Source organism: Streptomyces sp. MBT53 (assembly GCF_016654115.1).
Lineage (GTDB): Bacteria > Actinomycetota > Actinomycetes > Streptomycetales > Streptomycetaceae > Streptomyces.
The window spans coordinates 126329-139602 of the sequence record NZ_JAEQAZ010000008.1; the positions used below are offsets into that span (position 1 = coordinate 126329).

Consider the following 13274-nt stretch of genomic DNA (forward strand, 5'->3'; position numbering starts at 1 on the left):
GGTCGGACATGCGTATTCCGGCGCACTCGGTATGCACGGCGATCCGGGACGACATCGTCGCCGGTGTCTACGAGCGCGGCGGCCGGCTCACGGAGGAACTCCTCGCGCGCCGGTACGGCGTCTCGCGCGTGCCCGTGCGGGAGGCCCTGCGCACGCTGGAGGCGGAGGGGTTCGTGGTGACCCGGCGGCACGCGGGCGCGTGCGTCGCGGAACCGACCGAGCAGGAGGCCGCCGACCTGCTGGAGATGCGGATGCTGCTGGAGCCGCTCGGCGCCTCGCGGGCCGCCCAGCGGCGCACCGAGGCCCACCTCAAGGTGCTGCGCGGCCTCGTCAGGCTGGGCCAGGAGCGCGCCAGGAGGGGCAACAGCGAGGATCTGCGCTCCCTGGGCAGCTGGTTCCACGAGACGCTGGCCCAGGCCTCCGGAAGCCCCGCGCTGACCTCGATGCTGACCCAGCTGCGGCACAAGATCGCCTGGATGTACGCGGTCGAGGCACCGGCCAACCCCGTGGAGTCCTGGGCGGAGCACGGGGCCATCGTGGACGCCGTGGCGCGCGGCGACGGGGAGCGCGCGCGGGCGATCACGGCCCTGCACACCGAGCGCGCGGGCAGCGCGCACCGGCTGCGCTTTCCCGGCGGCACGAACGGCACGGACCGTGTGAGGACTTCGCAACCTCCCGTAAACATGTCGGGTCTCCGGCATTAACACGGGCGCCGTATACAAAGAGGAGATAATTCGCGGGGGATTATTTCTGCTGCCCGCAAGTGGAATTGCGAAGGGCTCGCCCGGTAATTCGGGCGAGCCCTTCGTGGTTGCGGTACATCGGTTTTGCGGCGAAATCACCGCAACCCTCAATTGCGGGTAACTCAGACGGTCTCGGGGAGTTCCTCGAGGCCCTCGGCGACCAGCTTCGCCAGTCGGTCGAGGGCCGCGTCCGCGCCCTCGGCGTCCGACGCGAGGACGATCTCCTCGCCGCCCTGGGCGCCCAGGCCCAGGACCGCGAGCATGGAGGCCGCGTTGACGGGGTTGCCGTCGGCCTTGGCGATCGTCACGGGGATACCTGCGGCCGTGGTGGCCCGGACGAAGATGGAGGCGGGACGGGCGTGAAGGCCCTCCGCCCAGCCGACGTTGACGCGGCGCTCAGCCATGTGATGCTGCCCTTCAGAGTCTCAGGGTTGTCTAGACCAGTTTCCCACACGTGAAGCGAGCCCGGAGCGGCCTCGCGGACCGTCCGGAAAGGGGTGTCGGACCGCGGCCTCGGCCCCACTACCCCTCGTCTCCTCGCTGCTTTCACCCACAGACTGCCTCGCGCCGTTGTCGGACGCGAGCCGTACGCTGGGCCCCATGCAGCAGACCTCGTCGGACCGGCACGAGTACCCCGCCCACTGGGAAGCCGACGTCGTGCTGCGCGACGGAGGTACCGCGCGCGTCAGGCCCATCACCGTCGACGACGCCGATCGCCTGGTCAGCTTCTACGAGCAGGTCTCCGACGAGTCGAAGTACTACCGCTTCTTCGCGCCGTACCCTCGCCTGTCCGCCAAGGATGTCCACCGCTTCACGCACCACGACTTTGTGGACCGGGTGGGACTCGCGGCCACCGTCGGCGGCGAGTTCATCGCCACCGTACGCTATGACCGCATTAGTGCCGACGGTCGTTCCGCGTCCGCCCCCGCCGACGAGGCCGAGGTCGCCTTCCTGGTGCAGGACGCGCACCAGGGCAGGGGCGTCGCCTCCGCCCTCCTGGAGCACATCGCGGCCGTCGCCCGCGAGCGCGGCATCCGCCGGTTCGCCGCCGAGGTGCTGCCCGCCAACAACAAGATGATCAAGGTGTTCACGGACGCCGGCTACACCCAGAAGCGCAGCTTCGAGGACGGCGTCGTACGCCTGGAGTTTGATCTCGAACCCACTGATCGGTCCCTCGCCGTGCAGCGCGCGCGGGAGCAGCGGGCCGAAGCGCGGTCCGTACGACGGCTGTTGGTGCCCGGCTCGGTCGCCGTCGTCGGTGTGGGCCGTACCCCCGGAGGTGTGGGCCGCAGCGTTCTCGACAACATCAGGGACGCCGGTTTCACCGGCGACCTGTACGCCGTCAACAAGGCCTTCCCCGAAGGGCAGAAGGAACTCGACGGGGTACCAGCACACCGTTCGGTGCGCGACATCGAAGGCCCCGTGGACCTCGCGGTCGTCGCCGTCCCCGTCGAACACGTCGCCCAGGTCGTCACCGAGTGCGGCGAACACGGGGTGCAGGGGCTCGTCGTGGTCACCGCAGGGTACGCCGAGAGCGGCCCCGAGGGACGCGAGCGCCAGCGCGAACTCGTCCGGCACGCGCGCACGTACGGCATGCGGATCATCGGGCCGAACGCCTTCGGGGTCATCAACACCGCCGCCGACGTACGGCTGAACGCGTCCCTCGCCCCCGAGATGCCCCGCCCCGGACGCATCGGACTGTTCGCCCAGTCCGGCGCCATCGGCATCGCCCTCCTCTCCCGCCTGCACCGACGAGGCGGCGGCGTAACCGGAGTCACCGGCGTCTCCACCTTCGTGTCGTCCGGCAACCGCGCGGACGTGTCCGGAAACGACGTCCTCCAGTACTGGTACGACGATCCCGACACCGACGTCGCCCTCATGTACCTGGAGTCCATCGGCAACCCCCGCAAGTTCACCCGCCTCGCCCGGCGCACCGCGGCGGCGAAGCCCCTGGTCGTGGTCCAGGGCGCCGGATCCGCCCCCCAGGGGCACGCCGTCCGCGCGACACGCCTGCCGCACGCGACGGTGTCCGCGCTGCTGCGCCAGGCCGGCGTGATCCGCGTCGAGACGATCACCGAACTCGTCGACACCGGGCTGCTGCTCGCGCGCCAGCCGCTGCCCGGCGGGGCCCGGGTGGCGATCCTCGGGAACTCCGAGTCACTGGGACTTCTGACGTACGACGCGTGTCTCTCCGAGGGGCTGCGGCCGACGCCGCCGGTGGATCTGACGACGGCGGCGACGGCGGCGGACTTCCACCGGGCGCTGTCCGGAGCGCTGGCCGACGACTCCTGCGACGCGGTGGTCGTGACCGCGATACCCGCCGTGGGGGAGGGACCTGCGGAGGACGCGGCGCTGGCAGAGGCCTTGCGGTCGGCGGCGGAGACCGTCCCCGGGAAGCCCGTTCTGGTGGTGCACGTGGAGCTCGGAGGGCTCGCGGCGGCGCTGTCGGCCGCGACCAGTACGGCACCGCGGGCCGTTTCGAGGCGGGAGGACTCCCCGCGCTCCGAGGACCGACCGCCCAGCGCGGCGCAGGCCTCCGAAGGCGTCGGCCTCATCCCCGCCTACCCCGCCGCCGAACGCGCGGTCCGCGCCCTCGCCGAAGCCGTGAAGTACGCCCAGTGGCGCCGCGAGTCCGTCGACCCCGGCCGGGTGCCCGAGTACGAGGACATCGACGAGAAGGGGGCCGCCGGACTGATCGGCGGGCTCCTCGCGCGCGGGCAGGGCCTCACGCTCGGCGTCGACGAGACCTGCGAACTGCTCGGCAGGTACGGCGTCGACGTGCATCGCGCGCTGCCCGCGCCCACCCCCGAAGCCGCCGCCGAGGCCGCCCGCACCCTCGGCTACCCGGTCGCCCTCAAGGCCACCGCCCCGCACCTGCGACACCGCGCGGACCTGGGCGGCGTACGACTGGATCTCGCGGACGAGGACCAACTGCGGCGCGCGTACGCCGAGTTGGGCGAGCTGTTCGGCAGGCCGGAGGAACTGCGGCCGGTGGTGCAGCGGATGGCGCCGCGCGGGGTCGACACCGTCGTACGGGCCGTCATCGATCCGGCGGCGGGGGCCGTGCTGTCGTTCGGGCTCGCCGGAGCCGCCTCGCAGCTGCTCGGGGACACCGCGCACCGGCTGATTCCGGTCACGGACCGGGAGGCCGGTTCGCTGATCCGGTCGATCCGGACGGCACCCCTCCTGTTCGGCTGGCGCGGATCGACGCCCGTCGACACGCCTGCCCTGGAGGAGCTGCTGCTACGGGTGTCGCGGCTGGTCGACGACCATCCCGAGGTGGTCGCGGTCACCCTGGAGCCGGTCGTCGTCGCCGCGCACGGACTGAGCGTGCTCGGCGCCTCCGTCCGCCTGGCCCCACCGCCGGTCCGCGACGACCTCGGCCCGAGGACGCTTCCGGTGTACTGACGGACCTCCCCGCGCGCGGGGAGCCGCTTCCGGGTGCTGGTCCCGGGTACTGAGACGGCTGTGACAAGACCGTGCTCGGCGGTGCCTCGCAGTCAGTGGGCCACCGTAGGATGGACGTCATGGCCAAGACCAGTACGACGACCCAGGGGCTGCGTGCGGCGATCGAGCGCAGCGGCTACTACCCGGCCCTCGTGGCCGAGGCGGTGGAGGCCGCCGTGGGCGGCGAGCCGATCCGGTCGTTCCTGGTCCACCAGGAGACCACGTTCGACCAGAACGAGGTGCGCCGGCATGTGACCGTGCTCGTCCTCACCGGCAACCGCTTCATCGTCAGCCACACCGACGAGCAGGCCGCCGACACCACCTCCCCGACGCCGTACGCCACGACGTCCACGGAGTCCGTGAAGATCGGCCGGATCTCGTCGGTGGTGCTCAGCCGCGTGGTCGCCAACCCGGAGTCGTACAAGCCGGGCACACCGCCCCGCGAGGTCGTGCTGACCATCGGCTGGGGTGCCGTCTCCCGGATCGACCTGGAGCCGGCCGCCTGCGGCGACCCCAACTGCGAGGCCGACCACGGCTACACGGGCAACTCGACGGCGGACGACCTGAGCCTGCGCGTCAGCGAGGCCGGGGACGGCCCGGAGACGGTCCAGCAGACCCTCGCCTTCGCGCAGGCGCTGTCCGAGGCGACCGCGGACGTACCCCGCTGATGGCGCAGCCCGCAACCTGGGACCACCCCGAACCCCTCGCCGTAGCCTCCGCGCCCGTCCCCGAGTACGGCTCCGGCTCCCTCGCCGACCTGCTGCCCACGCTGGCCGCCGGCATGGGCGTACCCGGTACGACAGCGGCGATCCCGGAACTGACCCCGGCCGACCGCAACTGCGTCTTCCTGGTCGACGGCCTCGGCTGGGAGCAGATCAAGGACCACGCCGACGAGGCGCCGTACCTGCACGCCCTCCTCGGCAGCTCGCGCGGCGGCACGGGACGCCCGCTCACCGCCGGATACCCGGCGACCACCGCGACCTCGCTGGCCTCCGTCGGCACCGGCCTGCCGCCCGGCGCGCACGGCCTGCCCGGCTACACCGTGCGCAACCCGGCCACCGGCGAACTGATGAACCAGCTGCGCTGGCAGCCGTGGACCTCGCCGAAGCCCTGGCAGCCGTACCCCACGATCTTCCAACTCGCCCAGGACGCGGGCGTGCACGCCGCCCAGGTGTCGTCCCCCACCTTCCAGAACACCCCGCTGACGAAGGTCGCGCTCAGCGGCGGAACGTTCCTCGGGCGGCTGACCGGCGAGGAACGCATGGACCTCGCGGCCGAGCAACTGGCCGCCGGGGACCGCTCCTTGATCTACACGTACTACGCCGAACTCGACGGCGCGGGCCACCGCTACGGCGTCGCCTCCGACACCTGGCGCGGCCAACTCATGTACGTCGACCGGCTCGTCCAGCGCCTCGCCGAGCAACTGCCGCCGCGCAGCGCGCTGTACGTCACCGCCGACCACGGCATGATCGACGTGCCCTTCGACGAGGAGCACCGCATCGACTTCGACGCGGACTGGGAGTTGCGTGCCGGAGTCGCCCTCCTCGGCGGCGAGGGCCGCGCACGCCACGTCTATGCGGTGCGCGGCGCCGAGAACGACGTACTGACCTGCTGGCGCGAGGTGCTCGGCGAACAGTTCTGGGTGGCGTCACGCGACGAGGCGATCACGGCGGGCTGGTTCGGCCCGAAGATCGACGAGCGTGTTTACGACCGCCTCGGCGACGTGATCGTGGCGGCCCGGGACGACGTCCTGGTCATCGCGTCCGAGCGGGAGCCGAAGGAGTCGGCGATGGTCGGCAACCACGGTTCCATGACCCCTGCCGAACAGCTGGTCCCCCTGCTCGAAGTACGCTCCTGAAGCCCCACCCTCCTCTCTCTTCGCCGAAAGGTGCTCAACTCCCCATGCCCGAGCTGGTGTTCTTCTCCGGAACGATGGACTGCGGGAAGTCGACCCTGGCGCTCCAGATCGAGCACAACCGCTCGGCGCGCGGCCTGGCAGGGGTGATCTTCACGCGGGACGACCGCGCGGGCGAGGGAAAGCTTTCCTCACGCCTCGGCCTGGTCACCGACGCGGTGGAGGTCGAGGACGAGCAGGACCTGTACGCGTATCTCGTCGACCACCTCTCCCAGGGCGGTCGCGCGGACTACGTCATCGCCGACGAGGCACAGTTCCTGGCGCCCGTGCAGATCGACCAACTCGCGCGCGTGGTCGACGACCTGGGCCTGGACGTCTACGCCTTCGGCATCACGACCGACTTCCGCTCCAAGCTCTTCCCCGGCTCCCAGCGCCTGGTGGAACTCGCCGACCGCGTAGAGGTCCTCCAGGTGGAGGCCCTCTGCTGGTGCGGCGCCCGCGCCACCCACAACGCCCGCACGATAGGCGGCGAGATGGTCGTCGAGGGCGCCCAGGTCGTCGTCGGCGACGTCAACCAGGCGGAGGCGATCGGCTACGAGGTCCTGTGCCGCCGCCACCACCGCCGCCGCATGACATCGGCCACGGCACGGGCGGCGGCGCTGTCACCGGACGTACTGCCGATGACGTCGGCCTAGGGTTCTACCGCGGCCCCTGGATCACCGAGAACATCGCGCCCTCGGGGTCGGCGACCGTGGCCACGCGGCCGTGGGGGCTGTCGTGGGGTGGTTCGAGGGTGTGGCCGCCCAGGTCGGTGACGCGGCGCAGGGCCTCGTCCGTGTCGGCCACCTCGAAGTACGTCATCCAGTGCGGGCCCCGGTCACGGGGCAGGGCTGTGCCGACGCCGTGGATGCCGGCGACCGGGGCGCCGTCCAGGTGCAGGGTGACGTAGTCGAGGTCGGCGGACTCGACCGGCACCGCCTCGTAGCCGAACACCGCCTCGTAGAACTTGGCGACGCTCTCCGTCTCGAAGGTCAGCAGTTCGTTCCAGGCGGGTGTGCCGGGGACGCCCGTGATCGACGTACCGAGGTGCTCCGCGACCTGCCAGATGCCGAACACCGCCCCCGACGGGTCGGAGCCGATGGCCAGGCGACCGGCCTCGGCCGCGTCCAGGGGGCCCACCCCGACCGTGCCACCGCACATCCGTACCGTCTCGGCCGTCTGGTCCACGTCGTCCGAGGCGAGATACGGCGTCCAGGCGATGGGCAGATGCCGGTCCGGCGGCAGTTGGCCGATGCCGGCCACCTCCTGCCCGTCGAGCAGGGCCCGCGCGTAGGGGCCGAGCTGATGGGGACCGGGTTGGAACTCCCAACCGAACAGCTCTCCGTAGAACTCCTGAGTCGTGGTCATGCCGTGCACCATCAGACTCACCCAGCAGGGTGTGCCCTGCGTACGCCGAGTGTGCGTGTCGCCGTTCAGGCCGGCCGACCCCCGTGCCTCGGTCATCGTCACCTTCTCCTCGGCCCCTCGCGGTGGCCGTGTCTTCCGCAGTGCGGATCCGCGTGCCGCAGCCGCGTCACGCCCCGAGCCGATGCTCGCACCCCCGGTGGCGCTGCGCGCCCCGGCCGCGCCGCCGACGGGCGGCTCACGTACGGAGGATGCCCGGTCTGTGGCTCCTCGTCCGTTTCCGGTTGCTTGCCGTGGGGTGTCCATCGGTTGTACAGCATGTGCTCGATCCCGTACGCCTCGTGATCGAGACTGCCCGGCGGGCACAGTAGTCGGACCTGGACGTGTCGGCCACCCCTTGCGCGAGGATGGTGGCCATGAACGCCATCATCTCCGCACCCGAACTGGCGAGCGATCTGGCCGGGACGAACCCGCCGGTCCTCCTCGACATCCGCTGGCAGCTCAGCGTCGCGAAGGCCGCAGGTGAACCGCCCTTCGACGGACACGCCGAGTACGCGGCCGGGCACATCCCGGGCGCCGTCTACGTAGACCTCGACCAGGAACTGGCCTCGGCACCCGGCGCCCGCGGCCGGCACCCCCTCCCCGACACCGCGCGCTTCGGCGCCGCGATGCGCCGAGCGGGTGTATCGGCCCACCGCGCGGTCGTCGTGTACGACGGCGGCCAGGGCTGGGCGGCGGCCCGCGCATGGTGGCTGCTGCGCTGGTCGGGTCACCCGGACGTGCGGGTCCTAGACGGCGGCCTTCCCTCTTGGGAGGGTCCTTTGGGGACCGACGAGCCGACACCGGCCGAGGGCGACTTCACGCCGGAGCCGGGGGCCGTGCAACTCCTGGACGCGGACGGCGCCGCCGCGCTGGCCCGCAGCGGGGTCCTGTTCGACGCCCGCGCGGGGGAGCGTTACCGCGGCGAGGTGGAGCCGATCGACCGGGTCGGCGGCCACATCCCGGGCGCCGTGTCCGCGCCGACCAACGAGAACGTGGGCGCCGACGGCCGCTTCCTCCCGGCGGAGGAACTGGCCGCCCGCTTCAAGTCCCTGGGCGCCACGGAGGGGACGGGCGTCGGCGTCTACTGCGGCTCCGGCGTCTCGGGCGCCCACGAGGTGCTGGCCCTGGCGGTGGCGGGCATTCCGGCCGGCCTGTACGTCGGCTCCTGGTCGGAGTGGTCCGCGGACCCGGAGCGCCCGGTCGCCGTCGGCCCCGACCCGCAGTAGCGGCCGTAGAAGGAGAAAGTGGGCCCGCGCCGAAACCGGCGCGGGCCCACTTCGTCGTAGCCGAACTGCTTTACGGCGGACTACTCCTGCTTCTTCCTTCGGGTGCCGAAGACGATCTCGTCCCAGCTCGGGACCGCCGCTCTGCGGCCCGGACGGACGCCGTCCGCCTCGGCCTGGCGGTCCGTGGAGCCGATGAGCCGGTCGCGGTGGGCGCCGACGGAACGGGGCATGAGCACGTCCGCGTAGGCCGAACCGGCCGAGGCCGCGGGTGCCGGGGGCTCCTCCGCCTCCGGTTCCTCGACGGGCTCCTCCGGGGTCTCCGAGGGACGCTCGGGGACGACCATGTCGCCACGGAAGCTCGGTACCGCCTCCAGGAGGCTGGTCAGCGAGTCGCGCTCGCTCTCCTCGGCCACCTCGGGCGACGGCAGCGCGGGACGCTCCGGGCGCTCCAGGGCACGGTCCAGCGGGCGGTCGCGCGGCAGCCGGGCGATCCGCGGGACGAACGGGAAACTGGGCTCGGGGGTGGCGGAGAGGTCGTCGGACTCGCCGATCAGCGAGCGCGCCTCGTCGTCGACGGCCTGGACGAGCCGCCGGGGCGGGTCGTACGTCCAGCTCGCCGAGTGCGGTTCGCCCGCGACCCGGTAGACCAGCAGAACCTCCCAGGTGCCGTCGTCACGGCGCCAGGAGTCCCACTGCACGGTGTCCTTCTCGGCACCGCGCAGCGTCAGCCGCTCCTGCACGGCCTCGCCGAGCTGGGGTCCGGCGTTCTCACCGGGGCGGCGGACAGGGGTCTTCCGGGCACGCTCGGCCATGAAGGCACGCTCGGCGAGCACGGGACCCTCGAAGCGGCGCACCCGGTCTACGGGGATGCCGGCGAGTTGCGCGACCTCCTCGGCGGAGGCGCCGGCACGTATACGTGCCTGGATGTCTCGGGGGCGGAGATGGCTCTCCACCTCGATCTCGATCTGGCCGAGGCGGGGACGGTCGCCGCGTACGGCGGCGCGCAGACGCTCATCAATCGGAAGCGTGTACTCCGTGCTGTCCGCAGCCTTCAGCACCAGCCGTGTGCCGTCGTTAGAGACGGCCACGACACGCAGTTCGGGCATGGGGACCTCCCGGGTGGTGCCTGCCGACGTCACGTGCGTCGCTGCTTCCGCTAGTCGAGTGTGGCCTGCCCGGGTGCAGCCTGCCACAACCTTGCCGAGTTGCCCGGCGTGTCGGGCACGGGCCCGAACTCGCCGTTATGGCACGGTTACCTATTCGCAACGCTAAGTGACCAACTACGTCACCCTGTGCAACTGGCCCCCTCGGGGCGGTCCGAAAGGCCGCGGACGCCCTGGCAGGAGACCGCACCCAGGGCTCGCAACAGTACTCCATTTGGACCACGTGCGTGGATTGGCACGCTGCCCAACTTCTTGTGAGGGGCGGGACTTGGCGGTCCTGGGCGGGGTTCACGCGATCTTGAAAGTGGCGCACTTCACGCAATAGCCGGAATCGGAACTATCGGTTTCGGTCGCAAGTCCCTTTGTCGTACAGATGGTTGATCGGGTACGGGAAAGTGGGGCCAGGAACCGGAATGCGTGCAAGGTCCGATGTGAGCAGAGGGCGGATCGATCTGAGCGTCCGTCACCGGACACGGCACGTCGTCGTCCCCGAAGTCCGGTGACGGCGGCGGGGAACCGGGCCCGGCCGGATTCCCCGTCCGGTTCCCCGAACGGCTCGTAGGCCGCCCCGGAGACACCGTCCACCGGCAACGGTGGCCCTGCTCCGCTCAGTCCGAGGCCGAGCGCTTCGGGGGACGCTGCCAGGGCGCCCCCCCCGTGCCGAGCGCGTCGGCTACTGACCCAGCACCCTCCGCAAGTAGTCGTTCTGGAACCGTCGATCGGGATCCAGCCGGTCCCGCAGCGCCGTGAACTCGCCGAAGCGCGGATAGACCCCGGCGAAGTACTCGGCGTCCCGGGTGTGCACCTTGCCCCAGTGCGGGCGGCCCTCGTGCGCGGTGAGGATGCGCTCGGCGGCGGTGAAGTACGCCTGGTACGGAGTGCCCTTGTACATGTGCACGGCGATGTAGGCGCTGTCCCGGCCGGAGGCGGTGGACAGGGCGATGTCGTCCGCGGGCGCGGTGCGGACCTCTACCGGGTAGCTGACCCTGAAGTCGGAACGGTCGACCATGGCCTTGAGTTCCCGCAGCGTGTCCACCAGGGCCGCGCGCGGGACGGCGTACTCCATCTCGACGAACCGCACCCGGCGGGGCGAGGTGTACACCTTGTAAGGGATGTCCGTGTAAGTCCGTGTGGACCAGGCCTTGGTGGAGATCTGCGCGATGGTCGGGATGCTCGCGGGCGCCGCGCGGCCGACCCAGTTGGCCACCTGCCAGAGGCCGTTGGAGACGAACTCGTCCTCGAACCAGCCGGCCACCTTGCCCACCGGCTGCTCCGGGCCCGCGCTGCGGTTGTTGCGCTTGGTGTTGGTGCTCGCGGTGTGCGGGAACCAGTAGAACTCGAAGTGCTCGTTCTCGGCCCAGAGTTCGTCGAAGCGTCCGGTGACCTCGTCGAAGGTCATCGGCTCCTCGCGGGCCGTGAGCAGGAAGACGGGCTCCACGGCGAAGGTGATCGCGGTGACGACCCCCAGGGCGCCGAGGCCGATCCGGGCCGCCGCGAAGACGTCCGGGTTCTCCTTCTCGGAGCAGGTGAGCACCGAGCCGTCCGCCGTCACCAGCTCAAGTCCCCTGATCTGGGCGGCTATGGAGGCCGACTCGCGTCCGGTGCCGTGGGTGCCGGTGCTGGTCGCCCCGGAGACTGTCTGCTCCATGATGTCGCCCATGTTCGTGAGCGACAGACCCTCGCGCGCGAGAGCCATGTTGAGTCTCTTGAGCGGGGTGCCTGCCTCGACCGTGACCGTCAATGCATCGCGATCAATGTTGCGGATGCCGGTCAACAGTTGAGGGCGGATCAACACGCCGTCCGTGGCGGCGATCGATGTGAAGGAGTGCCCACTGCCGACGGCCTTCACCGTCAGACCGTCCTCGCCGGCCCTGCGGATGGCCGCGGCCAGCTCCTCGACGGAGGCGGGCGTGACCTCCCGCGCGGGCCGGGACGCGACCGTCCCGCCCCAGTTACGCCACGTGCCGTTCTTCGCGCTCGCTGTGGTGCCCAACAACGGTGCCTCCCCGACCCGGTGCCGGTCTGCTGAGCCGGCGGTACCCGAGGAAACCGACCGCGACCGCGACGGCTCCGGCGACCACCGGAACCCCGTACCCGGCCCGCGCGTCGGCTGCGTCGATCACCCAGCCGGCGACCGAGGAACCGAGCGCGACCCCGACCGCCAGGCCGGTGCTCACCCAGGTCATGCCTTCGGTGAGCTTCGCGCGAGGTACGTGCTCTTCTATGAGGGACATCGTCGTGATCATCGTGGGTGCGATGGACAGTCCCGCAAGGAACAGCGCCACGGCCAGAAGCGGCAAGTTTCCGACCAGTAGGAGGGGGATCATACTCACGGCCATCGTGCATATGCCCAGCAGCCACCGACGTTCCGGCGCTCCCCGGAAGCGCAGCAGCCCGAACACGACTCCGGCCACGCAGGACCCCGCCGCGTACAGGGCGAGCACCACGCTGGCGCCGCCCTTGTGACCCCGCTCGTCGGCGAACGCGACGGTGACCACGTCGACCGCCCCGAAGATCGCCCCGGTCGCCACGAAGGTGGCCACCAGAACCTGGAGACCGGCGGCCCGCAGCGCCGAGCCGCCGCCCTCGGCACCCTTCACGCGCGGGTGCGGGGCCGGCTCGGTGGCCCGCTGAGCCGTCAGCCAGAAGACACCGACCGCCAGGAAGCAGGCGGCCAGCAGGGGACCCGCCTCCGGGAACCACACCGTGGACAGCCCGATCGAGATGATCGGCCCGAAGATGAAGCACACCTCGTCGACCACGGACTCGAAGGAGTACGCGGTGTGCAGCTGCGGGGTGCCCCGGTAGACGGCCGCCCAGCGCGCGCGGACCATCGCGCCCAGACTCGGCACCGAGCCGATACCGGCGGCGCACACGAACAGCAGCCAGTCCGGCCACGCGAAGCGGGCGGCCAGCAGCAGCCCGGCCGCCGAGGCCAGCGCGACGAGCGTCGCCGGACGCAGCACCCGCCGCTGCCCGTACTGGTCGACCCAGCGCGAGATCCGCGGCCCGATCGCGGCGGCGGCCAGCGCGATGGTGGCCGACAGGGCGCCCGCGAGCCCGTAGCGCCCGTTGATCTGGGAGATCATCGTGACCACGCCGATGCCCATCATCGACAGGGGCATGCGCCCGAGGAACCCCGCGGCGGAGAAGCCCTTGGAGCCGGGGGCGGCGAACAGGGCGCGGTAGGGGCTGGGCACGGGTGACTCCGGTCGAAAGGGCGCGGTGGCGGCTCGGTGGTGCGGGGGTGGCGATGTGATGACGGCTCAGTAAGGTGCGAATGCGGCTGATACAGCTTACGAGCAGGTGGGGCCCGATGCACCCGCCCGTGCCGCGCCCGATGTGCCCGCCCGATGTGCCCGCCCGCGCTGCCCCCGGCGCACCTCCCCGGAAG

The 13274-nt window shown here is 71.5% G+C and carries 11 protein-coding genes; 6 read left to right on the forward strand and 5 right to left on the reverse strand.

From position 1 onward, the window contains the following. Positions 1-8 precede the first annotated feature (8 nt). Positions 9-704: a GntR family transcriptional regulator gene (locus JHN45_RS05240; RefSeq protein WP_200711023.1), complete on the forward strand. Its 696-nt coding sequence runs from the start codon at positions 9-11 to the stop codon at positions 702-704. Positions 705-865: 161 nt separating this feature from the next. Here JHN45_RS05240 and JHN45_RS05245 read toward each other — a convergent pair whose 3' ends face one another. Beyond that, entirely contained in the window at positions 866-1147 is a 282-nt protein-coding gene (locus tag JHN45_RS05245; protein ID WP_019072943.1) for an HPr family phosphocarrier protein, read from the reverse strand. Positions 1148-1343: 196 nt separating this feature from the next. Here JHN45_RS05245 and JHN45_RS05250 point away from each other — a divergent pair, with 196 nt between their 5' ends. The 4 genes from JHN45_RS05250 (at position 1344) to JHN45_RS05265 (ending at position 6740) form a co-directional block, all read left to right on the forward strand. Next, positions 1344-4151: a bifunctional GNAT family N-acetyltransferase/acetate--CoA ligase family protein gene (locus tag JHN45_RS05250; RefSeq protein WP_201048184.1), complete on the forward strand. Its 2808-nt coding sequence runs from the start codon at positions 1344-1346 to the stop codon at positions 4149-4151. 119 nt (positions 4152-4270) lie between these two features. Beyond that, entirely contained in the window at positions 4271-4858 is a 588-nt protein-coding gene (locus tag JHN45_RS05255; protein ID WP_200711021.1) for a DUF5998 family protein, read from the forward strand. Beyond that, positions 4858-6048, forward strand: a complete 1191-nt coding sequence (locus JHN45_RS05260; protein WP_201048185.1) for an alkaline phosphatase family protein — start codon at positions 4858-4860, stop codon at positions 6046-6048. The genes JHN45_RS05255 and JHN45_RS05260 overlap by 1 nt, the downstream gene beginning before the upstream one ends. A gap of 44 nt (positions 6049-6092) precedes the next feature. Then, entirely contained in the window at positions 6093-6740 is a 648-nt protein-coding gene (locus JHN45_RS05265) for a thymidine kinase (RefSeq protein ID WP_200711019.1), read from the forward strand. A 4-nt stretch (positions 6741-6744) separates the two neighbouring features. Here JHN45_RS05265 and JHN45_RS05270 read toward each other — a convergent pair whose 3' ends face one another. Next, the gene (locus tag JHN45_RS05270) at positions 6745-7548 is read right to left on the reverse strand and encodes a VOC family protein (RefSeq protein WP_200711018.1); all 804 of its coding nucleotides are present in this window, start codon (positions 7546-7548) and stop codon (positions 6745-6747) included. A 317-nt stretch (positions 7549-7865) separates the two neighbouring features. Here JHN45_RS05270 and JHN45_RS05275 point away from each other — a divergent pair, with 317 nt between their 5' ends. Further along, entirely contained in the window at positions 7866-8717 is an 852-nt protein-coding gene (locus tag JHN45_RS05275) for a sulfurtransferase (protein WP_201048186.1), read from the forward strand. 80 nt (positions 8718-8797) lie between these two features. Here the strand turns inward: JHN45_RS05275 and sepH are convergent, their stop codons facing one another. The 3 genes from sepH to JHN45_RS05290 form a co-directional block, all read right to left on the reverse strand. Beyond that, entirely contained in the window at positions 8798-9823 is a 1026-nt protein-coding gene (sepH, locus tag JHN45_RS05280; protein ID WP_200711016.1) for a septation protein SepH, read from the reverse strand. 730 nt (positions 9824-10553) lie between these two features. Further along, positions 10554-11873, reverse strand: a complete 1320-nt coding sequence (locus tag JHN45_RS05285; RefSeq protein WP_201048187.1) for a D-arabinono-1,4-lactone oxidase — start codon at positions 11871-11873, stop codon at positions 10554-10556. Continuing rightward, complete coding sequence (locus JHN45_RS05290; protein WP_201048188.1) at positions 11833-13080, reverse strand: MFS transporter; 1248 nt, start codon at positions 13078-13080, stop codon at positions 11833-11835. The genes JHN45_RS05285 and JHN45_RS05290 overlap by 41 nt, the downstream gene beginning before the upstream one ends. Between the last annotated feature and the right edge of the window lie 194 nt (positions 13081-13274).